This is a genomic window from Burkholderia metallica (assembly GCF_902832845.1).
In the GTDB taxonomy this organism is placed as follows: domain Bacteria; phylum Pseudomonadota; class Gammaproteobacteria; order Burkholderiales; family Burkholderiaceae; genus Burkholderia; species Burkholderia metallica.
In genome coordinates this window covers 144,679-169,220 of record NZ_CADFDB010000002.1, presented here as the reverse complement: position 1 = coordinate 169,220, position 24,542 = coordinate 144,679, and the positions used below count along the sequence as shown (strand labels likewise).

The 24,542-nt window shown below is 64.9% G+C and carries 32 protein-coding genes and 1 pseudogene; 21 read left to right on the top strand and 12 right to left on the bottom strand.

Annotated features, from left to right (window positions below; all coding sequences use genetic code 11):
* Positions 1-43: 43 nt before the first annotated feature.
* From benC to HWX08_RS08120, 4 genes are all read left to right on the top strand, one after another.
* Complete coding sequence (gene benC, locus HWX08_RS08135) at positions 44-1,066, top strand: benzoate 1,2-dioxygenase electron transfer component BenC (RefSeq protein ID WP_174919974.1); 1,023 nt, start codon at positions 44-46, stop codon at positions 1,064-1,066.
* Positions 1,063-1,839, top strand: a complete 777-nt coding sequence (benD, locus tag HWX08_RS08130; protein WP_174919972.1) for a benzoate diol dehydrogenase BenD — start codon at positions 1,063-1,065, stop codon at positions 1,837-1,839. The genes benC and benD overlap by 4 nt, the downstream gene beginning before the upstream one ends.
* Before the next feature lie 73 nt (positions 1,840-1,912).
* The gene (locus HWX08_RS08125) at positions 1,913-2,311 is read left to right on the top strand and encodes a RidA family protein (RefSeq protein WP_174919970.1); all 399 of its coding nucleotides are present in this window, start codon (positions 1,913-1,915) and stop codon (positions 2,309-2,311) included.
* Positions 2,311-2,466 carry a hypothetical protein gene (locus tag HWX08_RS08120; protein ID WP_174919704.1) on the top strand — a complete coding sequence of 52 codons (156 nt, stop codon included), beginning with the start codon at positions 2,311-2,313 and terminating at the stop codon, positions 2,464-2,466. The genes HWX08_RS08125 and HWX08_RS08120 overlap by 1 nt, the downstream gene beginning before the upstream one ends.
* A gap of 218 nt (positions 2,467-2,684) precedes the next feature.
* Here the strand turns inward: HWX08_RS08120 and HWX08_RS08115 are convergent, their stop codons facing one another.
* Entirely contained in the window at positions 2,685-3,395 is a 711-nt protein-coding gene (locus HWX08_RS08115; RefSeq protein ID WP_069258464.1) for a response regulator, read from the bottom strand.
* Positions 3,396-3,982: 587 nt separating this feature from the next.
* Between HWX08_RS08115 and HWX08_RS08110 the strand changes: the two genes are divergently transcribed.
* Together HWX08_RS08110 and HWX08_RS08105 are read left to right on the top strand one after the other, a co-directional pair.
* A complete protein-coding gene (locus HWX08_RS08110; RefSeq protein ID WP_174919969.1) occupies positions 3,983-4,330 on the top strand; it encodes a hypothetical protein in 348 nt (115 codons plus the stop codon).
* Between the two features lie 140 nt (positions 4,331-4,470).
* On the top strand, positions 4,471-4,623 hold the full coding sequence (locus tag HWX08_RS08105) for a hypothetical protein (RefSeq protein ID WP_244122707.1): 153 nt from the start codon (positions 4,471-4,473) through the stop codon (positions 4,621-4,623).
* Positions 4,624-4,654: 31 nt separating this feature from the next.
* Here HWX08_RS08105 and HWX08_RS08100 read toward each other — a convergent pair whose 3' ends face one another.
* From HWX08_RS08100 to HWX08_RS08090, 3 genes are all read right to left on the bottom strand, one after another.
* Positions 4,655-5,194, bottom strand: coding sequence for a GNAT family N-acetyltransferase (locus HWX08_RS08100; protein ID WP_069258467.1), 540 nt, complete (start codon positions 5,192-5,194; stop codon positions 4,655-4,657).
* A 195-nt stretch (positions 5,195-5,389) separates the two neighbouring features.
* Positions 5,390-5,611 (bottom strand): hypothetical protein, encoded by a 222-nt coding sequence (locus tag HWX08_RS08095; protein ID WP_174919967.1) that lies wholly within the window; start codon positions 5,609-5,611, stop codon positions 5,390-5,392.
* 66 nt (positions 5,612-5,677) lie between these two features.
* Entirely contained in the window at positions 5,678-5,929 is a 252-nt protein-coding gene (locus HWX08_RS08090; RefSeq protein ID WP_175914419.1) for an HPr family phosphocarrier protein, read from the bottom strand.
* 407 nt (positions 5,930-6,336) lie between these two features.
* On the opposite strand from HWX08_RS08090, the gene HWX08_RS08085 reads away from it, so the two are divergent.
* Positions 6,337-6,690 carry a zinc ribbon domain-containing protein YjdM gene (locus HWX08_RS08085; RefSeq protein ID WP_404822563.1) on the top strand — a complete coding sequence of 118 codons (354 nt, stop codon included), beginning with the start codon at positions 6,337-6,339 and terminating at the stop codon, positions 6,688-6,690.
* Positions 6,691-6,733: 43 nt separating this feature from the next.
* Positions 6,734-7,570, top strand: a complete 837-nt coding sequence (locus HWX08_RS08080) for a class I SAM-dependent methyltransferase (protein ID WP_174919964.1) — start codon at positions 6,734-6,736, stop codon at positions 7,568-7,570.
* A 44-nt stretch (positions 7,571-7,614) separates the two neighbouring features.
* On the opposite strand, the gene HWX08_RS08075 is transcribed toward HWX08_RS08080, so the two are convergent.
* Both HWX08_RS08075 and HWX08_RS08070 read right to left on the bottom strand, forming a co-directional pair.
* Positions 7,615-7,800 carry a ribbon-helix-helix protein, CopG family gene (locus tag HWX08_RS08075; RefSeq protein ID WP_069258471.1) on the bottom strand — a complete coding sequence of 62 codons (186 nt, stop codon included), beginning with the start codon at positions 7,798-7,800 and terminating at the stop codon, positions 7,615-7,617.
* 87 nt (positions 7,801-7,887) lie between these two features.
* Positions 7,888-8,646, bottom strand: coding sequence for a YoaK family protein (locus HWX08_RS08070; protein ID WP_174919962.1), 759 nt, complete (start codon positions 8,644-8,646; stop codon positions 7,888-7,890).
* 249 nt (positions 8,647-8,895) lie between these two features.
* Between HWX08_RS08070 and HWX08_RS08065 the strand changes: the two genes are divergently transcribed.
* Both HWX08_RS08065 and HWX08_RS08060 read left to right on the top strand, forming a co-directional pair.
* On the top strand, positions 8,896-9,246 hold the full coding sequence (locus HWX08_RS08065; protein WP_069258473.1) for a hypothetical protein: 351 nt from the start codon (positions 8,896-8,898) through the stop codon (positions 9,244-9,246).
* A complete protein-coding gene (locus HWX08_RS08060; RefSeq protein WP_006489184.1) occupies positions 9,243-9,455 on the top strand; it encodes a twin transmembrane helix small protein in 213 nt (70 codons plus the stop codon). The genes HWX08_RS08065 and HWX08_RS08060 overlap by 4 nt, the downstream gene beginning before the upstream one ends.
* A 195-nt stretch (positions 9,456-9,650) precedes the next feature.
* On the opposite strand, the gene HWX08_RS08055 is transcribed toward HWX08_RS08060, so the two are convergent.
* Complete coding sequence (locus HWX08_RS08055; protein WP_174919961.1) at positions 9,651-10,568, bottom strand: AraC family transcriptional regulator; 918 nt, start codon at positions 10,566-10,568, stop codon at positions 9,651-9,653.
* A gap of 138 nt (positions 10,569-10,706) precedes the next feature.
* Here HWX08_RS08055 and HWX08_RS08050 point away from each other — a divergent pair, with 138 nt between their 5' ends.
* A complete protein-coding gene (locus tag HWX08_RS08050; protein WP_174920037.1) occupies positions 10,707-11,672 on the top strand; it encodes an SDR family NAD(P)-dependent oxidoreductase in 966 nt (321 codons plus the stop codon).
* Between the two features lie 81 nt (positions 11,673-11,753).
* Here HWX08_RS08050 and HWX08_RS08045 read toward each other — a convergent pair whose 3' ends face one another.
* Both HWX08_RS08045 and HWX08_RS08040 read right to left on the bottom strand, forming a co-directional pair.
* Positions 11,754-13,058, bottom strand: coding sequence for a HipA domain-containing protein (locus tag HWX08_RS08045; RefSeq protein ID WP_174919959.1), 1,305 nt, complete (start codon positions 13,056-13,058; stop codon positions 11,754-11,756).
* Complete coding sequence (locus tag HWX08_RS08040; RefSeq protein ID WP_069258475.1) at positions 13,048-13,332, bottom strand: helix-turn-helix domain-containing protein; 285 nt, start codon at positions 13,330-13,332, stop codon at positions 13,048-13,050. The genes HWX08_RS08045 and HWX08_RS08040 overlap by 11 nt, the downstream gene beginning before the upstream one ends.
* Between HWX08_RS08040 and HWX08_RS08035 the strand changes: the two genes are divergently transcribed.
* Complete coding sequence (locus tag HWX08_RS08035; RefSeq protein WP_174919957.1) at positions 13,331-13,609, top strand: hypothetical protein; 279 nt, start codon at positions 13,331-13,333, stop codon at positions 13,607-13,609. The two genes, HWX08_RS08040 and HWX08_RS08035, sit on opposite strands and share 2 nt — an antisense overlap.
* 39 nt (positions 13,610-13,648) lie before the next feature.
* The gene (locus HWX08_RS08030) at positions 13,649-14,359 is read left to right on the top strand and encodes an MgtC/SapB family protein (protein ID WP_174920035.1); all 711 of its coding nucleotides are present in this window, start codon (positions 13,649-13,651) and stop codon (positions 14,357-14,359) included.
* Between the two features lie 195 nt (positions 14,360-14,554).
* On the opposite strand, the gene HWX08_RS08025 is transcribed toward HWX08_RS08030, so the two are convergent.
* Positions 14,555-15,739, bottom strand: a complete 1,185-nt coding sequence (locus HWX08_RS08025) for a porin (RefSeq protein WP_174919955.1) — start codon at positions 15,737-15,739, stop codon at positions 14,555-14,557.
* Here HWX08_RS08025 and HWX08_RS08020 point away from each other — a divergent pair.
* The 3 genes from HWX08_RS08020 to HWX08_RS08010 all read left to right on the top strand — a co-directional run bounded on the left by HWX08_RS08020 (position 15,738) and on the right by HWX08_RS08010 (position 17,626).
* Positions 15,738-16,103 carry a hypothetical protein gene (locus HWX08_RS08020; RefSeq protein ID WP_157126809.1) on the top strand — a complete coding sequence of 122 codons (366 nt, stop codon included), beginning with the start codon at positions 15,738-15,740 and terminating at the stop codon, positions 16,101-16,103. The two genes, HWX08_RS08025 and HWX08_RS08020, sit on opposite strands and share 2 nt — an antisense overlap.
* Before the next feature lie 120 nt (positions 16,104-16,223).
* A complete protein-coding gene (locus tag HWX08_RS08015) occupies positions 16,224-16,568 on the top strand; it encodes a DUF3088 domain-containing protein (protein ID WP_107312048.1) in 345 nt (114 codons plus the stop codon).
* A gap of 50 nt (positions 16,569-16,618) precedes the next feature.
* Entirely contained in the window at positions 16,619-17,626 is a 1,008-nt protein-coding gene (locus HWX08_RS08010; RefSeq protein WP_174919953.1) for an ABC transporter substrate-binding protein, read from the top strand.
* A 134-nt stretch (positions 17,627-17,760) separates the two neighbouring features.
* Here HWX08_RS08010 and HWX08_RS08005 read toward each other — a convergent pair whose 3' ends face one another.
* Entirely contained in the window at positions 17,761-18,081 is a 321-nt protein-coding gene (locus HWX08_RS08005) for a hypothetical protein (protein WP_174919951.1), read from the bottom strand.
* A gap of 882 nt (positions 18,082-18,963) precedes the next feature.
* On the opposite strand from HWX08_RS08005, the gene HWX08_RS08000 reads away from it, so the two are divergent.
* From HWX08_RS08000 to HWX08_RS07985, 4 genes and pseudogenes are all read left to right on the top strand, one after another.
* Positions 18,964-19,389 carry a MarR family winged helix-turn-helix transcriptional regulator gene (locus tag HWX08_RS08000; protein WP_174919949.1) on the top strand — a complete coding sequence of 142 codons (426 nt, stop codon included), beginning with the start codon at positions 18,964-18,966 and terminating at the stop codon, positions 19,387-19,389.
* A gap of 598 nt (positions 19,390-19,987) precedes the next feature.
* Positions 19,988-20,239 (top strand): annotated as a pseudogene (locus tag HWX08_RS34755) (MFS transporter); the annotation flags it as partial.
* Positions 20,240-20,308: 69 nt separating this feature from the next.
* Complete coding sequence (locus HWX08_RS07990; RefSeq protein WP_174919948.1) at positions 20,309-21,628, top strand: chloride channel protein; 1,320 nt, start codon at positions 20,309-20,311, stop codon at positions 21,626-21,628.
* A 58-nt stretch (positions 21,629-21,686) separates the two neighbouring features.
* Positions 21,687-22,091 (top strand): BspC domain-containing protein, encoded by a 405-nt coding sequence (locus HWX08_RS07985; RefSeq protein ID WP_226262336.1) that lies wholly within the window; start codon positions 21,687-21,689, stop codon positions 22,089-22,091.
* A 756-nt stretch (positions 22,092-22,847) separates the two neighbouring features.
* On the opposite strand, the gene HWX08_RS07980 is transcribed toward HWX08_RS07985, so the two are convergent.
* Positions 22,848-23,720, bottom strand: a complete 873-nt coding sequence (locus tag HWX08_RS07980) for a slipin family protein (protein WP_089448659.1) — start codon at positions 23,718-23,720, stop codon at positions 22,848-22,850.
* 327 nt (positions 23,721-24,047) lie between these two features.
* Here HWX08_RS07980 and HWX08_RS07975 point away from each other — a divergent pair, with 327 nt between their 5' ends.
* Positions 24,048-24,500: a type II toxin-antitoxin system HicB family antitoxin gene (locus HWX08_RS07975; protein WP_174919946.1), complete on the top strand. Its 453-nt coding sequence runs from the start codon at positions 24,048-24,050 to the stop codon at positions 24,498-24,500.
* The last annotated feature ends 42 nt before the right edge of the window (positions 24,501-24,542 follow it).

The window sequence follows — 24,542 nt, the reverse complement described above, 5'->3', positions numbered from 1 at the left end:
CCCGTTGTTTCGTCATGAAAGAAAACGCAGTGGAGGTGACGCCATGTCCAGCTACAAGATTGCCCTGAATTTCGAGGACGGGGTAACCCGCTTCATCGACTGCAAGGCCGGCGAGAAGGTGCTCGATGCCGCCTTCCGCGCGAAGATCAACCTGCCGATGGACTGTTCCGACGGCGTGTGCGGCACCTGCAAGTGCCGCGCCGAAAGCGGCCGCTACGATCTCGGCGACGACTACATCGAAGACGCGCTCACCGAGGACGAAAAGGACGGCGGCCTCGTGCTGACCTGCCAGATGGTGCCGCAAAGCGATTGCGTGATCGCGGTGCCGACGTCGTCGGTGGCGTGCAAGACGGGCCAGAGCGGATTCGCCGCGACGGTGACGAAGGTCGAGCAGCACAACGATGCGGCCGTCGTGCTCGAACTCGACGTCGGCGCGGCCGCGCCGGTGTTCCTGCCGGGCCAGTACGTGAACATCGACGTGCCCGCGAGCGGGCAGCACCGTTCCTATTCGTTCTCGTCGGCGCCGGCAGATTCGAAGGTCAGCTTCCTGATCAAGAAGATTCCCGGCGGCGTGATGAGCACGTGGCTCGAATCGGCGCAGCCCGGCGACACGCTCGAACTGCACGGGCCGCTCGGCAGCTTCTACCTGCGCGACGTGCAGCGGCCACTGTTGTTCCTCGCGGGCGGCACCGGGCTCGCGCCGTTCCTGTCGATGCTCGAGGTGCTCGCGCGCAGTGGGTCGCAGCAGAAGGTCCACCTGATCTACGGCGTGACGCGCGATCTCGACCTCGTGCTGGTCGACGCGATCGAGGCGTACGCGGCGAAGCTGCCGAACTTCAGTTTCGCGACGGTCGTCGCGGATGCGGCATCGGGCCATCCGCGCAAGGGTTGGGTCACGCAGCACATTCCGGCCGATGCGCTGAACGACGGCGACGTCGACGTGTATCTGTGCGGGCCGCCGCCGATGGTCGACGCGGTGCGCAAATACTTCGACGACGAAGGCGTGAAGCCGCACAGCTTCCACTACGAGAAGTTCACCCCGAACGTCACGGCAAAGGCGGCATGATCATGCAACGATTCTCCGGCAAGGTCATCGTCGTCACGGGCGCCGCGCAGGGCATCGGCCGTGGCGTCGCGCTCCGCGCGGCGGCGGAAGGCGGCAGGGTGCTGTTCGTCGATCGCGCGGATTTCGTCGCGGAGGTCGCGGCCGAAGCGACGGGTTGCGACACGGCCGGCTTCGTCGCCGATCTCGAAACGTACGAAGGCGCGCACGCGGCGATCGCATGCGCGGTGCAGACGTTCGGCGGCATCGACATCCTGATCAACGGCGTCGGCGGCGCGATCCGCATGCGCCCGTTCGCCGAATTCGAGCCCGCGCAGATCGACGCGGAAATCCGCCGCTCGCTGATGCCGACGCTTTATACCTGTCACGCGGCGCTGCCGCATCTGCTCGCGCGCGGCGGCGGCACGATCGTCAACATCTCGTCGAACGCGACGCGCGGTATCCGCCGCGTACCGTATTCGGCGGCCAAAGGCGGCGTCAACGCGCTGACGGCGGCGCTCGCGATGGAATACGCGACGCACAACATCCGGGTCGTGGCCACCGCGCCGGGCGGCACCAGCGCGCCGCCGCGCCGCGTGCCGCGCAATGCGGCCGGCGACAGCGAGCAGGAACAGGCGTGGATGAGCGAAGCCGTGCGCCAGGTCACGGAATCGACGTTCTTCAAGCGCTACGGCAGCCTCGACGAACAGATCGCGCCGATCCTGTTCCTCGCGTCCGACGAAGCGAGCTACATCACCGGCACGGTGCTGCCGGTCGCGGGCGGCGACACGGGTTGAGCCGCGCGCGGCGTTCGACGTGCCCATCGACAACCAACCGGCCGGCGCCGAGACGCCGGCCATGGAGACATCCATGCGTGATCGCAAAACCATCGTTCCGGCGGGAATGGAAGCGGTGTACGAGAAAATCGGCTACGCGCCGGGCCTGAAAGTCGGCGATACGCTGTACGTCTCCGGCCAGATCGGCCGCGATGCGGCGATGCAACTGGTCGAAGGCCGCGAAGCGCAGATCGTGCAGGCGTTCGAGAACCTGAAGCGCGTGCTGGAAGCCGCCGGCGCCTCGTTCAACGACGTGGTCGACCTGACGACCTTCCATACCGACATGCGCGACCTGCCGTTGTTCATGCAGGTTCGCGACCGTTACCTCGCTTCGCATCCGAAGCCGGCATGGACGGCGGTCGGGGCGCACATGCTCGGCGGCGCGCCCGGTTATATCGTCGAGATCAAGGCCGTGGCCGTACTGGCGGCGTAATGCGCGTCGCCGGCGTGCAGTCGCGAGGGGCCGCGGTTCATGCGAACGGCAACGCGTCGTGGCGGTCGGGCCGCTTCGACGACTTCGTCTATTCGATCGACAAGACGAGCGGCGCGGTGCGGTCGATTCCCGTCGGCATGGCGCCGCACGGTTAGCCGTGTGGCTGCAGCCCGGCCGCTACTCGCCGGGCCATACCGGAAACTTGCGGTAGTGCGACGGCCGGCACGTTCGCCGACGCGCTCGACACGCCCGGCATGCAGAGCGGCATCCAGAATCTCTCGGTGCTATTGATGGCGCTATCGCGCATTCCGCCGGAGGCGGTGCGCAAAGCCGTGCTCGCCGTGACGGCGCACGCGGGCGCGCGGCCCGTCACTCACTCCCACGCGTGCTTGCTGAACTGATAGCCCTTGCAGCGAATCGTCTTGATCCGCTTCGGCTCCGTGACGTCGTCCCGCAGCTTGCGGCGCAGCTTCGAGATGCGGCCGTCGATCGAGCGGTCGAAGCCGTCGAATTCGATGCCGCGCAACAGCACCGTCAGGTCTTCGCGGCTGACCACCTCGCCGGCGCGGCAGGCCAGCGCCCACAGCAGGTCGAATTCGGTCGACGTCAGGCGCGGCGCGCTCCCGTCAGGAAGGCGAACCTTGCGATCCGCGCGGTCGATCGAAAACTTGCCGAACTCGAACCGCTGCGGCGACGCCGGCGCGGTATCGGCCGGCCGCATGCGGACCCGGCGCAGGTGCGCCTTGATCCGGGCGAGCAGAATGCGCGGCTCGACCGGCTTGTGGAGAAAGTCGTCCGCGCCGAACTCCAGGCCGAGCAGCTCGTCGTACAGTTCGTCGCGGGCCGTCATCATCACGACAATGCCGTCGTAGTGCATGCGTGCCTCGCGGCAGATCTCGAAACCGTCCTTGCCCGGCAGATTGATGTCGAGCAGCACCAGGTCGGGGCGACTCGCGACGATGCTCGCCACCGCATCGGTGCCGTCGAGCAGCGTGTCCACCTCGTACTGATGCTTGCGCAGATAGTCTGCGATCAGCGCGGACAATGGGGCGTCGTCTTCGACGAGCAGGATTCGGGTGGGCATCGCTAAACGAGGGGGCAATACGGGAAATTGGCGTGCGGTTAGGCCCGGTCCGAACGCGTGGTAGCCGACGCGACGCGGATGATACTGCGGAACATTCCGGTGGAATGTGACGAAATCTGCATCGGTCTTCGCGCCCGTTCGTCCGGCAATCCTTGCCGCCCTGCAGCAAACGTCGAAGACCGGCCCGGTGAGCGGGGCGACACATGACGGCGCGCTATCCGGCACGCAGGCGGGAGGGAACCCAGACCCGACGCCGTCCGGGCAGACACGCCCGCGGAAACCGGCTCGCGCGAACGCCGCGACACCGCCCGATTCAGGTCAGGTAAAGATTACTCGACAGATCATTACGAAATATTACACGATCCGCGGTGAATGCCTCCCTACAATCGTCGCAATCCACGAGGAACCGGGCGCGCTTGCCCCTCGTCGTTCACGGCCGAGACGGCGAAAGGCGGTAATCGGTATTCGCCGTAGTCCGCACCCGACGCGCCACGGCCACCCTCGAATACGCATGGATTTGCGCTGATGCCGCACGCGCTTGCGACGGAATGCTTGCCGACACCACGGCGGACAGATAGGAATACGAAATGGACTCCCGGCAGATCATCCACACGATCGAAGTGCTCACGAACGCCATCGAGGTCGCGGTCGCCCGTGCCGACTGGAGCGAGGCCGTCCGGGCCGCGGAGACACGTGCGACGTTCCTGATGACGCTCGTGCCCGATCAACCCGACGAGGTCCACGCGGCGATCGGCAGAATGCGGGAGACCGACATCCGGATCTCCACCGCCGCGCGGGAAACACTGGAAGCCCTCGTGGCCGAGGGCTGGAAGGCGTTGCACGAAGCGAGGCTGTCGATGCAGGCGTTGACCGCTCGGCCGCTGTCGCCCAGCGCGGATGCCCGGGCCTCCCGATCCCGTTCGTGGCACTCGTGAGTTTCACGGCCGTTCGAGAACGCGAACGGTCTTTACAAGTCTCAGTCAGGTCTCAACGTTTCGGTGGCGGTATGCGATTTCGAAAACGCATCAGGTATGTCGATGCAACGCGGTGGTTCGCCGACGGCGATCACGATCGGGTGGAAGCCCGTGATGGCGGATGGGCGATCGTCACGCCGGAAGGCTGGCGTTCGGTGAAGCCGGGCGACTGGATCCTGCTCGACGAGCGCGGCAACTGCTGGCCGATGAATGACGGGCTCTTCAGCAGTCTCTACGAACCCGCCGGGGAGTGAGCGGGAAGGGCGAGCCGGTACGCCGTCGCGCCTACCGGCTCGCGCGCGAAAACAGCAATGAATCGGCGTCGTTGAACCGAATCGGCACCGGTTCGCCATAACCGGCTTTCTCCGCCACGCGGATCGACGCGACGTTGGTCGGCGCGATCACGCACACGCTGCGCTCGAATCGCTGCTGCCCATCGAGCCATGCGAGCGCCGCCGCGAGCGCCTCGGTCGCGTAGCCCTTGCCGTGCGCCCATGTCGCCAATGCCCAGCCGGCTTCCGGCACGCCGCGAATCGACGGCTCGATGAGCCGGTGGAAGTCGGCGAAGCCGAGATCGCCGACATAGCGGCCCGACGCCTTCTCGCGAATCGCCCAGTAGCCATAGCCGAGCAGCGGCCACAGCCCGCGATACGCAAGCATGCGCATCCACGAGTCGCGCGGCGCGGACGGCTCGCCGTTGAAGATGTGTGCGACGACCTTTGGCTCGGCCCACATCGCGGCGAGTGCATCGAAGTCGCCGAGCGGATGGCCTTCGAGGATGAGACGCGGCGTGTCGAGAACGGGCGGGGAGGAGACGGGTGGCATCGGGCGGGTCGGAAAAAGGGGGAAGGCCGGGCGGCTGGACCGTCAGTACGTCGATGCCGTGCTCGCGCGGGGCATCGACCACGGCCATTTCGGCAAGACGGGGAACGGAAATCATATCAAACCCCCTGCCCGGGCTGGCGCGCACGCAACGCTTTCGGATCGAGCGGCCGGCCCGCCAGCCGGCCCGCCTTCGCGTTACTTCCGGCTTTTCAGGAACGTCCGCCCTTCGGCGGTGATCGCCGCGCCGGAGCGACCGTGCGCCGGGTGGCTCACGAACCCCGCGCTGACGAGCTCCCGCGCGATCGACCAGCCGAGCGCCGGCGCATCGCGGCCATAGCGGACGTCGGCGAGGCGTTCGAGTGCCCAGATCGCGGAGGCCGACAGGTTGGGGGTGCTGGACGTGGAATGGTCGTTCATCGCTTCCTCGGGAAATGGCGTTTCGGGATGGACGGCGCGAGGCCGCGGGATCGGCGACGCCAGGCGTCAGCCGGCTTGCAGCAACGGCAACAGCGCCTGAAGCGCCGCGTCCTCATCGGGGCCGGTGGCGAGCACCTGCGCCGACGTGCCGCCGTGTACCTGCAGCGACGCGATCGCGCCACCGTCTTTTGCGTTGCTGCTGTGTCCGTTCGCGATCAGCTGGATGTCGCTGTCGAAACGGCGGGCCGCGTCGACGGCCGCGTCGCGCGCGGCACGGCCGCGATCGCGGTTCCATGCGGGTCCGATTTGAACGTACACGACGGTTGCCACGATGCTGGAAAGCCTCCGGACAGGGGATCGGGGTCGGTGCGTGCCGCCGGGGCGACAGCACACCGGGCATGCGCGACACGCAGGATTGCGCGCGTGTCGCGGACCTCGTGCGTCCGGCGTTCGCGATTTCGCGCATGACCGCAGCGCATCGCACGGGGTCGTTTGCACACGCCATTCGGTGCGAACGCGCCGGCATCCTCGGCGAAGGCGCGTTCAAGTTCGCAGATCGTCGCAAAACGGCGATTATAATGCATCGACCGTCTCATGTGAATTACATTATAATGTTGTGTGCATCGATGCCGGCCCGCGGCGCTGCCGCCGGATGAGCGGCAACGCATCCCGGCGTGCAATCCGCTCGTCCGGCATCCTCATCGACCACCCCCAACTTCTCCCCAATGGAAGCTGCAATGAACGCCCCCGCCTGCCCGCAATGCGCGATGGAAAACACTTACCCGGACGGCGCGCTGACCGTCTGCGCCGACTGCGGCCATGAATGGTCGGCCGACGCCGGCGCCGCATCCGGCGACGAACCGGCGGCCGACGTCGTCAAGGACGCGAACGGCAATGTGCTGTCGGACGGAGATTCGGTCGTGCTGATCAAGGATTTGCGCGTGAAGGGCTCGTCGATCACACTGAAGATGGGCACCAAGGTCAAGAGCATCCGGCTCGTCGGCGGCGATCACGAGGTCGACTGCAAGACCGACATGGGTGGCTTCATGCTGAAGGCGTGCTACCTGAAGAAAGTCTGAGCGCGCACGCCCCGATCCACCGTTCGCAACCGAGTCTCCGCTCATGGCCGAGGAACGCATTTCCTACGACGCATTCGTCAGATTTCTGGCGACGCCGCTGAACGACGGCCGGCCGTTCGTGCTGGAGACGCAGCACGCGCTGTCGCTGCACTTCGACCATTTCGGCACGCAGAGCTTCATGTCGCTCCGCGACCCGGGCCGGCTCGAGCTTGGCTACACGCGCGTGATGATGGGCTTTCTGCTGCTGCAGCCCGAGCCTGCGCACATCTGCATGCTCGGGCTCGGCGGCGGTTCGCTGGCGAAATACTGCTACCGGCACTTGCCCGGCTCGGCGATCGACGCGGTCGAGATCAACCCGGACGTGATCGCACTACGGGACGTATTCAGGATTCCTGCCGATGACGGTCGGTTCAAGGTGGTCTGCGCCGATGGCGCGGATCATCTGGAACGGGCCGATGTCCGCGCGGACGTGATCCTGCACGATGCGTTCGTTGCCGACGGCATGCGGGGCCGGTGTGCGGGCACTGCATTCCTCGCGGCATGTCACGCGCGCCTGAGCGAAACCGGCGTGCTCGCCATCAACTTCATGGACGACGATCCGGCGCTGCCGCAGCATCTCGAGCAGTTGCGAGCGGTGTTCGGCGCGTCGTATGCGCTGGTGCCGTGCGGCGACGACAACAATTTCATCGCGTTCGCGTGGAAGGGCGGGAACCGGCTGCCGTCACTGCGCATCCTGCTCGAACGCGCACTGGCGTGCGCGCGGGCCGGCGAGCTCAAGCTGGCGGTCACGGCGAGGCGCATGAAGGCGGGGGAGAGCGTCGACCCGCAGCGGATGGTGCTGCTTGCGCAGCCGCACGGGCGGTGGGAAATCGGCGCGTAGCCGCCATGGAAGTGCCGCCGCGAGCGTGGTTTGTGCTACCGCGCTTACTTCACGCGCTTGCCGAGCGCGCTCTGGGTCTTGTACGTCACGCCATGGCGGTCGAGATACTCGCGGATCAGTTGCCGCACGACTTGCGAAGGCGTGAGATCCTGCTCCGCGCAGAGCATCTCGAAGGCTTCTTTTTTCGCAGGGTCGATCAGGACGGTCAGGCGGGCGGTTTTCGTTTCCATTGCAGAGCGAGGGTGGTCGATATGTTAATCAAATTATAATCGATCCGCTTTCGGCGCCACCGCCGGAAACGCTTCCCGGGGGCACGCTCAGCGCCTGCTGCGGAGCAACGCGAGCAGATCGTCGATCACCGGCACGATCGCGAGCATGACGAGCATCGCGGCGAGCGGCACGGTCGATACGTACCCCGCACGCTTGAAGCCGATCGCGCCGGCCAGACCGCCGATGAAGAACGCCCCGAGCATCGTCGCGTGAATCCGCAGCTTGGCGCGGTTGGCGATGACCGCATGCGCATCGACGCCGGACGCCGACCGGTTCCAGTAGAACAGCTTGCCGAGCTCGATGCCGAGATCGGTCACGATGCCGGTCATGTGCGTCGTGCGGATCTCCGCGCCCGACAGCTTCGTGATCGTCGCGTTCTGCAGCCCCATGATGAAGCACAGCAGCGTCACGGTCACCGGCACGAAGAAGGTTTCCCACAGCGCGAGGTGGCTGCCGAGCAGCCCGAACAGGAGCAACAGCGCGGCCTCGACCAGCAGCGGCAGCACGAACTGGCTTTGCAGGCCGCGGCGGCGGCCCCAGTTGACGAGGACTGCCGAGCAGCCTGCGCCGATCAGGAACGAGCCCAGCGAACTGATGCCGGCCAGCGCGAAGCGCACGTCGCCGAGCGCCGTCTGGTCGGCGATCGCCGACACGATCCCCGTCATGTGCGACGTGTATTGCTTGACCGCGAGAAAGCCGCCGGCATTGGTGGCGCCGGCGACGAACGCCAGCGAAAAGCCGAGCTGACGGTTCGCGGTCGCGCTACGGTGTTTTCCCGTCAGATTTCGAAAATACTGCGCTGGCATAGGGGCTTCGCTCGATCGCCGCGGATCGCGGACACGGACGGGAACACCGGCGCCGGACAGCAGGGCTGGCACGCCGCTTGCGGACCGGCACCGGATTGCTCGAATCATGTGATGAGTATGATAATGACATTATCATACTCTGTTATCCCGATGGGGCTTTCAGTACAATGCATGTGGCGCGGCCCGAGCGCGACTTCCCCGTCGGATGGCCGCGCCGCCCGCATGTGCGATCACACTGCCCACCGTTTCATGACCCCGATCAAGTTCATTCTTCGATACACCGCGATCCCGTTCACGGCCATCGTGGCCGTGGTGATCTGGACTGTCATACCATCGTCGAAAGAGATCGATGCGAGACAATATGCGGCGCTGTCGCGCGCATACGCGAGTTTCCCGCTGCCGTTCCGGCGCGCGATCTCGGCAACGATCGACGATGGCCGGATCAACGACCGGCGCTACCAGGCGCTCGTGCGCGATTCGCTGAGCAATGGCGTCGCGCTGGACTGGCCGGCGTCGGGCGTCGGCGCGCTCGCCGACGAACGGCAAAAACTGACCGAACTGATACGGGCCGATTCCGATCTTCAAGGGCATCACCAATGAAAACGCTGCTGGTTTCCGTGGCCTTCGCGATGATCATCGCGAGCCTGATCTTCGCGCTGTATTTCATGAATCACGATCGCGGCAAGTCCAAGCGGATGGCATGGTCGCTCGCGGCGCGCGTCGGACTGTCGGTCACGCTGTTCTTGTCGCTGCTGATCGCTTACAAGCTGGGCTGGATCGAGCCGACGGGGCTGCCGATCGGGCGCTGAACGACGAACGCCCCGCTGCATGCGGGGCGTTCGTGCAAATGAGAGTTTGGATTTTCAACAGTGCTATTGTGATAATTATACTTATCCCGATATCGTCGATTCGAATCAAACCCATCTGGGGAGCGCAACATCGCCTGCGTGGCTGAAAGGGGGTGGGGCGCCAACGAAAGCGGGAGTAGCGCCCCCGAAACGACGCTAATCGCCCGATTCGCTCGCGAAGTCCTGACGATAGGCACGGGGAGAGCGACCCGCGATGCGCTTGAACGCATGTCCGAACGCGCTGTCCGAGTCGTAGCCGAGCGTCTGCGCGATCGCCGATATCGATGCGTTCGAGCGTCGCAGTGCCCGCATCGCGAGCTGCACGCGCCAGCGCAGGACGTACTCGAGCGGCCCGAATCCCAGCCGCCGCTTGAAGTGCAGCGCAAACGTCGAACGCGATACATGGCAGCAAGTCGCAAGCTCGTCGACGGTCCAGCGCCGTGCGGGCTCCGCGTGAATGGCGACGAGCGCCGCGCTCACCCGGGAATCCGCGAATCCGGCCAGCCACCCGGCGTCGCTGTTCGCACCGTCGTCCACATAGCGCCGCAGGATCTCGACCAGCATCATGTGACCGAGATGCCGAACCATCAGCGACGCACCCGGCGACGGCCTGCCGAATTCATGCGCGAGGCGCTGCAGTGCCCAGCGCAATACCGCCGCCTGTTCCGAGTCGCCGCTCACGATCACCACGGGCGGCAAGCTGCCGAGCAGCAACGGCATGCCTTCCTCGTACGAGAAGCGGCCGCCGATCAGGAAGCAGTTCACCGGTTCGCCATGGTGCGCGATACCGTGTTCGATGTTCCGGTACATGTCGGCGGCGGGCACCGGTGTGACGGATGGATCGCTCGCCAGCGTAAAAGCCCGCGGCGACGCGAGCAGGAAGCAGTCTCCCGTGCGCAGCCGGACGGGCGGGGTGCCGTCGACGGTCAGCCAGCAACTGCCTTCGACGACCGCATTGAACTTGATGCCCTCGGGCGGCGGAATGGCAACCGCCCACGGGCCGCCGGCTCTCAGTCCGGTGAAATACGAGTCGCGGGTTTCCAGCAGCGACAACACTTCCGACAGCGGATCCACGTGCAAGCTCCGGACGATCTCGACGAAAAGCCGGATTTTATTGCATTCACAGTCCAGAGGTGTCGCCGGAAAATGACCTTGTGCACCGACGCGACCGACAGGCGGCGCGTGCCGCACGCATCGTTCCAGGAGCCTTCAATGACGAGCAGGCAACACCCCCTTCATTCCGGATTCGACGCCGCATCGACGGCAAGCGACGTACTGGCCGATCTCGACCTTCACGGCAAGACCGCCATCGTCACGGGCGGCCATTCGGGTCTCGGCCTGGAAACGACGCGCGCGCTGGCGCAGGCCGGTGCGACCGTCGTCGTCGGCGCACGGCATGCCGATGCCGCGCGCGATGCAACACGCGGCATCGCCGGTGTGGAGATTGCGGTACTCGACCTCGCCGATCCCGCGAGCGTGGCCGCTTTCGCGGCGCGGTTCGTCGATGCGCGACGCGACGTGGACATCGTCATCAACAGCGCGGGCATCATGGCGTGCCCCGAGACCCGCGTCGGCGACGGCCGGGAAGCGCAGATGGCCGTCAACCATCTCGGCCACTACGCGCTCGTCAACGGGCTGTGGCCCGTGCTCGCGCAGCGCGACGGGGCCCGCGTCGTCTCGGTGTCGTCCCTCGGTCACCGGCTGTCGCCGATTCGCTGGGATGACATCCAGTTCGCCCGTGGCTACGACAAATGGCTGGCATACGGGCAGTCGAAGACCGCCAACGCGCTGTTCGCGGTGCAGCTCGACGCGCTCGGTGCCCCGTTCGGCGTGCGCGCCTGGTCGTTGCATCCGGGCAAGATCGCAACGCCGCTGCAGCGCCACCTGACACGCGAAGAAATGATGGCGCAGGGCTGGGTGGACGAGCACGGCGTGCCGATCGATCCGACGTTCAAGACCCCCGCGCAGGGCGCGGCAACCCAGGTATGGGCGGCAACGTCGCCGCGCCTCGCCGGCATCGGCGGCGTTTATTGCGAGGATTGCGACGTCGCGGTGGTCACGCAGGGCGACGAGGAGTCTGGCGTGCGGCCGCATGCGATCGACCCGGAAGCCGCGGCGCGTCTGTGGGCGTGGTCCGCGAAGCAGACCGGAATCGATGCCTTCGCGGTACGTCGCTGAAACCCGAGCGCACACGGCGAAATACGCAGGCGCGTGCGCAGACCGGGGCCGGCGGCCGGCGCGAAATCCGCGTGCGGCCGCTCAGCCGCGCGCGTTGCGAAGCGCGCGGCTCATCTCCGCGATCGGCATCGCGACAATCGAGTTCAGCAGGCGGATTTCACCGGCGTCGGGGCGTGCGATCTCGCGCACTTCGTCCAGCGTTTGCGCGACGTTGCGCTCGAGCGGCTCGAGAAAGCGCAGCAGTTCGCTTTCCGCGGCCTTGTCCCTGAGCCCGAGCGCGCTGCCGAACGCGACCAGCGCGCCCGTGTCGATGTCGGAGAAGCGCGTCGCCGAGCCGAGCGGCATCGTCAGCTCGCAATGCGGCCAATCGTCGCCGCGATGGTCGGGCCGGTGCGTGGGCGTGTGATAGACGACCGTGCTGACGAGGTCGTAGAACGGCGCAAGCCGGTAGCCGCGCGCGTCGACGAAGAACGACAGGTTTTTCAGGTGCGCGTCGCCATTGCCCACCACCACGTTGAAAATCGTCCAGCGGAACACCGACAGGCGCGCCAGCGCGCGCGTGCTGGTTTGCGCGATCGCGCGGCCGAGTTCTTCCGCGTTCGCACGCTGGTACTTGAAGCCGCGATCGTAGTTCAGCAACTGCATCGCATCGATCGTATGCAGGCGTGCGGCCGGCTCCGCCGAGGTATCGCGGTCGAAACGGTCGATCACGTAGCAGGCGGACGGCGCACGCAGGAAATGCACGTCGGGAACATCGAGGCCCATCCGCTTCGCGAGCTTCATGCAGAAGAACTCGTTGATCGCCGAATGCGGATAGCCGGCGGCGCGCATGTCCGGCTTCAGCAGATGCATCGACGGTTCGCTGCCGACCGGTTCGAACAGCGTGTAGTCCGGCGCTTCGCCGCGCAGGATCAGCAGCAGCTTCTGCTGCGCGCCGGCCGCCGACATCCGCTTGGGCGCGGTGGCCGTCAGCGCGCGCTGCGGCATCGCCTGGATGCGGCGTTCGAGTTCGTCGAGCGAAAGCGGCTGCCGGCTGCCGGGCGCTTCCTGCTCGCCGTCGGCCAGCAGCGTGAGCGCGCCGGCCGATTCGCGACCGAAATACGCGAGCAGGCCCCACGCATCGGCCGCATCGACCTTCGCCTCGCGCGCGAGCGACGTGCGCATGCCTTCCTCGGGCAGCAGGTTGTCGAAGAACCACTGCACCGGGCGATCGGTCGACGTGTCGGTGAACGGGGCCGCGCGCAACGCGAAGGCCGGCGACAGCGGGTACGCGGCCGGATTGGCCAGCCATTGCGGGTCGTACGCGAACGACCAGATGCCCTTGTCGTCGGTCAGCGTGCCCATGCGCGTGCCGTTCGCGGATGCGATCAGCGTTCTAGCCGCCATGTGCGCTCCTGCGACGTTGCGCGGCCTTGATCGCGGTGGCTTCGGCAATCTCGACCGACGACTCGGCGTACAGGCGCACGCCCAGTTCCGCGAGCAGCAGCCATACCTTGCCGATCTGCGCGGTCGGCTTGCCCGCTTCCACATGGCTGATGAACTTCGGCGACAGCCCGGTCGCGTTCGCGAGCGCGTCGCGCGTGAAGCCCTGCTGAAGCCTTGCCGCGCGGACGAGGTGGGCCAGGGCGCCGATCGTGTCGACGGATTGACTCTCCGACATGACGCTCTCCGTGTTTCGTATCCGATCGGGAACAGTATCGCACAACTCACCGATCGAGGCGCGCTTTCGTTTCCATACGGGAACGAAACTGCCGTTGCTTACCGTCAAGCGTCGCGTCGTATCCGATCGGGTACAGAAGTGGCGGAAAATCCGGATGAAGAGCACTTTCGTATCCGAACGGGTACGGTTCCAGGGCACCTCCGAATGCGCAAAGCAGGTTCGATCCTTGCGTCCTGCCAGCGGCGTCGAAGGCGTTCGCGTGACGCACGACGCATGACGCATGACGCATGACGATTCGAACACGAAGGAGGCGCCCATGGAGCCGATGCCGGCCGTACTGCAGTGGAGCGACGTGCTGATCAGGGTCGTGCTGTCGCTCGTCGCGGGCGGACTCATCGGCCTCGACCGCAGCGAATCCGGCAAGACGGCCGGATTGCGCACGACGATCCTCGTGTGTTTCGCCGCGTGCCTGGCGATGCTGCAGGTCAATGCGCTGTTGCCGCAGGCGGGCAAGCCGCCGGGCGCGTACGCCGTGCTCGATCCGATGCGGCTGCCGCTCGGCATCCTGACGGGAATGGGCTTCATTGGCGGCGGCGCGATCCTTCATCGCGACGGGCTGGTGTCCGGCGTCACCACGGCCGCGACGCTGTGGTTCGTGACGGTCATCGGCCTGTGCATCGGCGGCGGCCAGTTGTCGCTCGGCGTGCTCGGGCTGGCGCTCGCGCTGCTGGTCATCTGGCCGCTGCGGTTCGTCGAAAAGCGCCTGCGGCGCGTCAGGACCGCGCTGATCGCGGTCGAATATCCACGCGGCTCGGCGGCGCGCGAACGGCTGATCGAGAAACTGCGCGACGCCGGCTTCACGTGCCGGACGCGGGGCTTTCACGAAGCGGCCGCACACGCGGAGCGCGAGGAAGAGCTGCTCGTGCAGTGGCGCGAAGCGGCCGCCGCCGACGTGATGCTGAAGCAACTGATGCGGATCGTCGAATCGGCCGGCCTGACGTCAGTCCGCTGCTCGACGGAGAACTGATCCGCGCGGCTGCCACGCGATAGACGGGCTCGTCCGCGAAAACGCACGCTGCACGATGCATTCGCGGCCCGACGTCAGCACAGCAAGCCTGCGTTGCGCGGCAGCGCCCATTCTCGACAAGCCGGCATGGCGCGGCACACAACGATTCCCTCGTTGCTTAACGTGCACGCCCCGCCGCGCCCGACCTGCGCGCGGTCAGAACTTCACGCGCAGCCCACTGACAACCGCGACCTGCCGGTTCGTCGACGACGCGCTGCCGATGTTCGCAATCGACGCGATCGCGCGATAGCCGCCCGTCGTGGACGTGCTCGGATCGCCGGCTGCAAGCTGGTAGATGCCGGACAGGTAGAGGTCGGTACGTTTCGACAGCGCGTAGTCGAACCCGAGCGTGAACTGGTGCCAGCGCGGCTTGAGCGTCTGGCCGCCGGTGCCCGGCAGGCCGCTCGCGCGCCCGTCGGTGAACGTGTAGACGCCGATCAGCGTGGCCGCCGGCGTGATCTGGTAACGCGCGTTCACGTCGTAGTTGTTGAACTTGCGCGACGAGCCGTCGAGATAGTCGAGCTGCGTGTGGCTCCACGCGAAGCCGAGCGTCGCACGACCGAGCGCGTAGTTCGCGCCGACCACGCCGATCTGCTGCTTGCGCACGCCGCCGTTCAGCCCGTAGAAGAACGCGCCGCTGTAGTCGTTGCCGGTGGTCGACGTCGCGCCGCCCACCGCGCCGCCCGTATTCGACGTCGCATTCGGATGATTGAAACGCACGTAGCCGGCGCCTGCCGACAGCGGGCCGTTCACGTAGTTCGCCGACGCGCCCCATGCGTTGTTGTTCGAGAAGCCGGTGCCCGCGCCGCCGTTGGCCTGGTTGCTGAACGCATAGAGCAGGTCGGCCGTGAAGCCGGCGATCGTGTCGCTGCGGAACTTCACCGCGTTGTTCAGCCGGAAGCTCTGGTTCATGTTGTCGTTGTCGCCCACGTGCGTGGCCGGCGACCAGAAACCCGACCCCGAGTACTGCGCGACGAGGTCGGTGATCGGCTCGTACTGGCGGCCGAAGGTCAGCGTGCCGAGCCCCTTGCTGGCGAGGCCCACGTATGCGGAACGGCCGAACAGGCGGCCGCCCTGGCCGAGCCCGCCGTCGCTCGGCCGGAAGCCGCTTTCGAGCGTGAAGACCGCCTGCAGGCCGCCGCCGAGATCTTCCACGCCTTTCAGGCCCCAGCGGCTGCCGCTCAGCTTGCCGCTCGTCTGCTGGATGTTGCTTGCGCCCCCCTGGTTGTTCGTATAGGCGAAACCGGCGTCGACGACGCCGTACAACGTGACCGAGCTCTGCGCATGCGCGCCGACCGAACCGATCGAAACCAAACCCAGGACTACCGATTTCTTGATCATGACTATCCTCTGTTTTTATGGGTACGTCTGCGAGGATCACGATGCTATTGACGACGGCCGTGCCGGCGAACGGTCGATCCGTGATTTGCAAATCGCTGCGCGGCCGAATTGCAATGTGCGTTGCCGCAAACCCGGCATGTGCGCCGCGATCGCGTCCGGCGACCCTGCTGCGGCGAACACATCGTGCGAACGGCGAACGTCGCGCGGCGGAAACACGCGGGCGTCGTCATATCGATCGCTGAAATCGTTCGATGTCCGCAATACACGCAGCTACGCTTGCGATGTTTTTACGCAACGTCCGCTTTGCGGCGCTCGCCCGATGCGCTACGTGCGCCCGCATATCGATTCCGCAAAACGTTGGTAGGACCGTGCGACGCGTGACGGTAGAGTCGGGCGTCCGGCCAGGTGCCGGCATGCTCCGGGAACGGCAAGGTGCGCAAGTGCGTTCGTCCCGGTTGAACAACTCACACGGGAGCCATTGGATATGAGTCGCGATGTGCTGTTTCTGCTGGAACCGGGCTTTGCCGATCCGAAGCATCCGGGCCGGCGCTTCGTCTGCCCGCATGGTCTGTCGATCGAGGGGCTGCTCGCCAGCGCGCCCGATCGCGCGGATCGAATCGACGTGAAACGCGTCGGCTTCGAGCGGCCGCGACACGCGGTGATCGACGCGCTCGACGATGCACACCAGGGGCTGCCGGTGCTCGTGCTCGGCCGCGACCAGCCGGCGCCGGACGACGCGCAAACGCTCGGCGACGTGCGCTTCGTCACCGACGCGCGCCGCATCCTCGAACTACTGGCCGAACGCCACGGCTTTCCGGTGCTGCATTGACGCGGCAACGTCCACTTTCCGATCGAGCGACCGGTCGACAGGAGCACCCGATGTCGTCAATTTTGGCGGTACGCCGCCGTTTGCTGCTTGCCGGCGCCGCGCTCGTCGCGGCGCCATTCGCCCCATTGACCGCGAAGGCCGCATTCGCCGCCCCCGCGGTCAATGCCGATCTCGCCGGCACCACGTTGCGCGTCGCGACCTACAAGGGCGGTTGGCGTGCGCTGCTGCAGGCGGCCGGGCTTGCCGACACACCATACCGGATCGAGTGGCGCGAGCTGAACAACGGCGTGCTGCATATCGAGGCGCTCAATGCGGATGCGCTCGACATCGGTTCGGGCAGCGAAATTCCGGCCGTGTTCGCCGCGCGCCAGAAGGCCAACGTGCGGCTCGTCGCCCGCGTGCGCGACGACCTGAACAACCAGGTGACGCTCGCGCGCAAGGACACGTCGATCCGCAGCATCGCGGATCTGAAGGGCAAGCGCGTCGGGTACGTGCGCGCCACGACGTCGCACTACTTCCTGTATCGCCAGCTCGCGGAAGCCGGCCTGAGCTTCGACGACATCCAGCCGATCAACCTGTCTCCGACCGACGGGTTGTCCGCCTACGACCGGGGCGACATCGACGCGTGGGCGATCTACGGCTACAACGGCCAGCTCGCACGCAATCGCTACGGTGCGCGGGTGCTGAAGACGGGGAAGGGCTATCTGTCGGGCAATTTTCCGGTGTACGCGAACCCGCGCACGCTCGACGACGTGCGCCGTCGTGCGGCGACGGGCGACCTGCTGCTGCGGTTTCGGCGCGCGTATGCGTGGGCGAACGGACATTTCCGCGACTATGCGCTCGTGCAGAATCGCGAAACGCGCGTGCCGGTTGCCGATCTCGTCGCGATGTTCGACCAGCGCAGCGAGGATTACGCGCTGCTGCCGGTAACGCCCGACGTGATCGCGCAGCATCAGCAGGTCGCGGATGTATTCGCGCGGATCGGTGTGCTGGACGGGCCGGCGAGTGTCGCGCCGCTGTGGGATACGTCGTTCAACGCGCTGCTGGCGGCGACGTGACCGGAGGCAATGAGAATACGCCCGCGTGAGCGGAGCATTCGGGTGAACACACGCCGTCGCAAGCGCGGCTTTCCGCGCATGAACGAGGCTTCAAGCCCGGCGTGAGGTTTGCCGGGCAATCCTGCGGGAGCGGGTCAGGCGAACGTCGTCGCGACCATGATGCCGAACACGACGCCGATCGCAATCCCGCAGAGCCGGCCGTAAATCGATGCGCGCACGTTGTCGTCGAGCACGAACGGCGAGCGTTTGTGCTTCCAGACCGTGCTGAATGCGACCGGGCGGGTCAGCAGCGCGATGCATGCGATCAGCACCGGCGTCGCGATGAGCATCGCGATGCGCTGTCCGTTCCAGTCGACACCGTGCATCGCCAGCGAAACGAGCGCCGCAAGCGGCATCTCGACGCACAGGCCGAGCAACGAACCGTTGACGAATGAATCTCCGGGAGACTGGAACATGATCGGTCTGAGCGTTCGGATGAAATCGGCGCCCGGTTCGAGCCCCGAAAATTAAAATCACGGCGGTCGCCCACGGTCGGTCGACCGCGTTCGACATCAGCCAGGATGACGGCCGGATACTACGGCAAATCGTGCGCTCGTTGGCGGTCATTCAAGCTATTTAACAAACGTCCGGAATTGCCGCATTTTGATGCTGCGCCGGGTACCACGCCGTGGTGATAGTCGGGCGACCTTGTCGCCGTTTGCATGCGCGTATGCAACGCCCGTGCTCCTGAAGCGCAAGCTCGATATTGCGCGTCTTTATCCTTTATCAGACTCGCCCATGAGAAGACACACGAGTGAGTTCGATCCCTTCGCCCGCGAAGCGATAGTGATCAGGAAACCTCGGGGAACGACACGCAAAGGAACATGCCCGCCGCAGTGGACGGGCTGGATTGAGGAGAAACGGATCACCACCGGAATCGATTGCCCGACAGCAGGGAGTGGGCACCCCAGCCGTCAGGGTGATACGTGACACTCGGGATGTAGAGCGGGTAATAAGGCCGATTGCCCGCCCATCCATTGCGGGATCTCGAAGGGGATTCTCGAGATGGCTGCGAGCGACCCACATGCAGTATATTCGGCGACGGGACGACGACGTGGCTCGCCGTTCCCGCATACGAGTGTGTCGAATAACCGGGCTGCGCGACGACCAGGGCGACCAGCAGCGGTATCGAAATGCCGTCCACTTCTCCTCACCGATTCAGGTTGATGGGGTCAATCCACAATGCGACCGAAGCAGCGACCGATGAAAGCACTTTGCACTCCCCGTCACGCGCGCCTATATTTTAGGTCACGTGATGACATGATTCCAGAAAACTCCCGGTGTTCACGGAGTTCGTGATGGCAGCAAGCAATCGAAAGGCCGGCGCAAGCGTCACGAAACACGACCTCGAGCAGCTATCGGAATTTCGCTACCGTCTGCGGCGTTTTCTGCGTTTCTCGGAGGAAATCCTGCGCGCCGAGGGGCTGACGCCTTTGCAGTACATGCTGATGTTGCACACCTGTGCGTTTCCGGACCGCTCGTGGGCGACGGTCGGCGAGATTGCCGAACGGCTGCAGGCGTCCTCGCATGGCACGGTGGCGCTCATCACGCGCTGCGAAGCGGCCGGGCTCGTCCGGCGTCAGACGAGCGAGCAGGATCGAAGGCAAGCGGAGATCCATCTAACGGAAAAAGGGGCGAATTGCTTACGCAAGGTTGCGGCTTTGCACAAGTCGGAGATCCAGTCGTTCGGCTGGGCTTTCCAGGACGTCACCGATATCAACTGAGCGCGCGGCAGTGACGAGCGTGGATTCGCCGGGACGGTCGATATTGGTCGGTCGTCGCGACAACGGACAGCGCGGGAGAACGAACACACACGGAGCAGGGGAGGTCGCTTGCAAGGAGCGCGACCTTGACCTCCATCTGGAAGGCAAGCCCCAGCGTGACGCCGGAATCATCGAGCTATTGTTCGCCGGCACGACCCGCCTGGTCGGTTCCGACAGGTTGTTCGGCGCTATCACGCATCGCGCATCGCCGGCCCGCGGAGCATTGGTAGCTGCGTATTCGGCGCGATCATCGAAGCGGCGTTCGACGTGGTCAGCACGCTGCGTCAGATACACATGACCATGGCGATGGTAGTAACCCGGCCGGAGCATGAGAAATGTCACATCATGACTAGTTGCCATGTTACGATGCTGAAATTCTGCGGAACTGCGAATTCTGATGTGCTCCCTCAGCTTGCGTCACTCGACGTCCTGTCGTCCCGATACGAAAGGCGAGGGCGAGCTTTTTGAACCCGGCTGCCCAGCGGGTTTTTTTGTTCGTTGTTGGATCTGTTCGGTAAATCGCGTCAACGATGCCCAGTCGTCCACCGTGTTTTCGCGCATGACCGCGCCCGAATTGCGCGCGACCACGTCGCTCGCGGCGATTTTCGCGCTGCGCATGCCCGGCCTGTTCATGATCATGCCGGCGTTCTCGCCTACGCGAAAACCCATCCCGAGCAGCGACAACGTGCTGCTCGGCCGCATCGTGGGCGGCTGGCTGCTGAAGCAGGGCGGTCCGAACATGGTGTTTCTGATCTGTGCCGGCGTGGTTGCGGTATGGCTCGCGATCGCATTCGGCATGAAGCCGCCGGTGCGGCGAACCTGAACGATCCGGACATCGTTTGACGATGAACAAGACTGACGAGTGGTTGGGGGGAGACCGATGATCCGCATTTCCGCGCTCGCCGATCGCCGCGCGCTGCTGCATGCGCGGCGTCTGTGGCTTCACTATGGCGTGTTCTGGCTGGGTGCGGTGGCTGTCGGCCTCGTGGCGGTGCTTTACGCGAAGCTGATCGATTTCGGCTACGCGGTGTTTCTGGGCTATGCCACCCGACATGCGTGGCTGCCGCTGATCGTCACGCCGCTGATCGGTGCGGTGACAGTCTGGCTCACGCGGAGATTCTTCGATGGTGCGGAGGGGAGCGGCATTCCCCAGGTGATTGCGATGCTGCACGCCCCGGGCAACACCGGCGCGCGGTTGCTCAAGTTGAGGATCCTGGTCGGGAAGATCCTTGTCTCGTTCCTGGCCATTCTCGGCGGATTCACGATCGGCCGGGAAGGTCCGACGATTCACGTCGGTGCCGCACTCATGTTCAACCTGCGGAAGTTCTATCCCCAGCGGTTTCGTGCGATTCGCCCGGGCGTCCTCGAGCACCGGCTGGCCCTCGCAGGCGCGGCAGCGGGCCTTTCCGCTGCGTTCAATGCACCGCTCGCGGGCGTCGTGTTCGCCATCGAGGAACTCACGCGAAGTTTCGAACAACGCACGAGCGGTGTGCTGATCACCGCGATCATCTTCGCCGGTATCGTATCGCTCGGCATTCAGGGCAACTACGTTTATTTCGGCACGATCGATGTCGGTGCGCACCTGCCTGAGTCGCTGGCGCTCGCGGTCGTCCTCATCGGTGTGATCGCGGGCGTCATGGGCGGAATCTTCTGCTGGCTGTTACTCAACACGCGACGCTGGATGCCGCAACGGCTTCAGGATTTTCGTGCCGGCCAGCCGGTGCTGTTCGGCGCGGCGTGCGGGCTGGTCGTCGCGGTCGTCGGCGTCGCGACACACGGCCATACGTTCGGCAGCGGATACGCGGAAGCCCGCGGCATGCTCGAGAGCCACACGGACGTGAGCGTCCTGTATCCGGTGTTCAAGATGGTTTCGATGATCGGCTCGTACCTGCCCGGCGCGCCGGGCGGCTTGTTTGCCCCGTCGCTTGCGATCGGCGCAGGGATCGGCAACACGCTGCATATCCTGTTCTCGGGCATGCAGTTGCAAATGCTGATCGCGCTCGGGATGGTCGGCTATCTGGCCGCGGTCACGCAGAGCCCGATCACCGCGTTCGTGATCGTGATCGAGATGATCAACGGCCACGCACTGGTCATCTCGCTGATGGCCACGGCGCTGATCGCCAGCCGCGTGTCGCGATTCTTTGCGCCGCCGCTGTACGAAGCGTTGTCAGCACGCTATTTCCCCTCGGACCACCGATGACCTTTTGCGGGCATGGTTCCGGGGCATCGAAGATCATTCACTGCATTCGTCTCGACTCATGAAGGGCCTGCTGATTTTTCTTGCCACGTTGCTGCTGCTGTTTGCGTCTGTCGCGCGCTTGCGCGCCGACGACGCGATTCCCGAGGATTACCGCTACCTGGCACGGATGAACGTTCGTCCGATCGTCATCAATTGCGTCGCGGAAATCGACCGATGGATTCGGACGTCGTCGAAGTACGACATGTTTCTCGCGCCTGACGTCCGGCTACTGAGAGCCAAGGTTCGTGCTTTTCGCGGGATGGAGGATCGTTCCAGCAGCGAGCCGATGGTCGATTCCACGGTGGCCGTTCGTGCTTCAGCGCGCCTGCGGCCTCGTGGCGCGTGGATCCCCGTAATTGCGAAGTGCAAAGTCTGGCGTGCACACGTGGTGAGCGTCTTGCTGAAACCGTCGGATTTGCGGTGACGGGTTCATTGCCCGGAGCTGCAACTGCTGCCGGGCGATGATGAGCACTGGTACCTCGGTGCAACTATGCGTTTTTCGTTTCCCGCTTGGACGATGGGAACGTGATCTCGCTGGCTCCGATACGCAAGAGTGGGATGCGGTGAGGGGTAACCTTGATTTCCGTGGAGTTCTCCGGTTAGAGCGCTCTAGACTGCATGCGGGTTTGCGACCCGCCCCCACTAAATATTGGTTTAAAATCAAATGGTTGTTGTCTGGGTGCCATGCCGACGGGTTCGAGGCATACCGTCAAACCAACCGTTAATAGGAAATGAAAGCCCGGAAAAGGGCGCGCGAGTCTCCCGCAAGGTGATGCACTGTCATCGCGGCGCATGTCGGGTCAGTTGCCGACGCGAACCAGGCGAACTTCGTAGCAGCAGTCGCGTGGCGCGTCGGCGGCACCGTCTCGGTGACGAACCAGGTGCAATTCGAAGATCAGCCTTTGCGATATGAGCGCGGCCACTACCTTCTTGCCATGACACGTTCACGCAGGTTCAGCAATCGATGCTATATCAGGATCGACGGCCGATCTGGAATGAGTGTCGGACTGACCTTCGCCGCGACCATCCCCGCGTTGTAACGTGGTAAAGCGATTTCTGCCTCCTGCCCATGGTGGAGTATTCACAACAGACTCGCCATCAAATTGTAGGTGTACCCCGTTCTGGCAATGTCCGGGCGATCTGTGCAAGGCGTCGCAGGGGAGTGAATACGAGCTAGCGATTACGCCGCTGTCTTGAGCGAAGGCACGGGCGCGGCGCCCGCCGCGTCATGCCCGGCAATCGCAAGCGCGAGCACGGGATTCAGGCTGTCCACCATCGCGCTGGGAATCAGGATCGTCGCGCCGCGTTCCTTCGTCGTTTCGTAGATGATGTTCATCGCCCGCAACTGAAGCGCACCCGGATGATTTTCGTAGACCTGCGACGCTTCGACGAACTTGGCGGCGATTTCGGCCTCCGCCGAGCCGAGGATCACCCGTGCCTGCTTTTCGCGCTCGGCTTGCGCCTGCCGCGACATCGAATCCTGCAGCGCGACCGGGATCGCGACATCGCGGGTCTCGACCGAGCGGACAGTCACGCCCCATTCCACGGTCTTTCTGCCAATCTCGTCGCGCAAGTGCATGTCGGCCGCCTTGCGATCCGACAACAATGCAGCCAGCATCGATGCCCCGATCATTTCCCGCAGTGAGGTTTGCGCAACGCGGTCAATGGCTTGCCGGTAGTCGGTGATGGCGAGCGCGGCTTTCTGCGCGTCATGGACGTGCCAGAAAATCACGGCGTCGACGTTGACAGGAACGGTGTCTTTGGTCAGCGCTTGTTCGGCGTTGAAGGCGGTGGTTTGAATACGTTCGTCGATGATCGCGACAACGTTGTCCAGGATTGGAATGATCATGAAGAAACCGGCACCCTTGACGCTTTGCAACTTGCCAATCCGAAGGATCACGAACTTTTCCCAGACGTTGGCGACCCGCACGGACAACGCGATCAGGACCGCGACGATAAAAAGGGAGACCGCGAGATACAGGTAGCCCCACGCGCCGACGGCGAATGCCGCGAGGACGAACGCAGCCGATAAAACGAGTGTGATGGGATTCATGGTGAGGCTCCGTTTGGGTGACAACGACCTGTCGGATGAGCGATGAAGCACGCCGCATCCAGATTGTCTTGGGCATTCTGGCAACAGGGACAGAGGCCCTTGATGTGAGTGTGCGCGCCATTGCAGTGCCGATCGGTACGGTGCCGTACCTCGATCGAGCGCGTTGTGCCTGACTGACCGGGTGGCGAGGCATCGGGCGATCCGGGGTGTGAACGGCGGGCAGGTCACCACGAAACGTGCCCCGCAGACTGTTCTTCAGCGTACCGACTCGTCAGGCCGCCGCAACGCATGATGACGTTCGTCGTCATTTTCTGTCGGGAGCGGTTCATGAAATATCCGGTCTATATCACGCATCACGGGAATCCCCGCTATCGCGGCGCGCTTCCGGATTTTCCGGAAATCGATGTGGAAGGTGACTCGTATGGCGAGTTGCAGGCGGCTGCGGCGCGACAGGTCATGGCCTGCTATGACCGCTCCGCGCGTCTCGTGCCGCCGCCGACCACGGACATGGCGATATTGCAGGCGTCGGATGTCGACCTGGGTAACGGAATCTGGCGGTTCTTCGATATCGACCTGACCGGCGTGACCTCGAGTTCCGTGCGGATCGCGCTGTGCCTGCCGAAGCGCAGCGTGCGCGACATCGACATGACGGCGAGCGCGCTGCGCATGACTCGCGATGCGTTCGTGTCGATGGCGTGCGCGAACGCCGCCGATCGATCCGCGCAGCATCGCGACGTGCGTTTCGAACCCGTCGCGAAATCGCTGTCGGAAGCGGGTTGATGGTGCGACGCACAGCGTATGACGCCGGACGGGTGGTGCGGT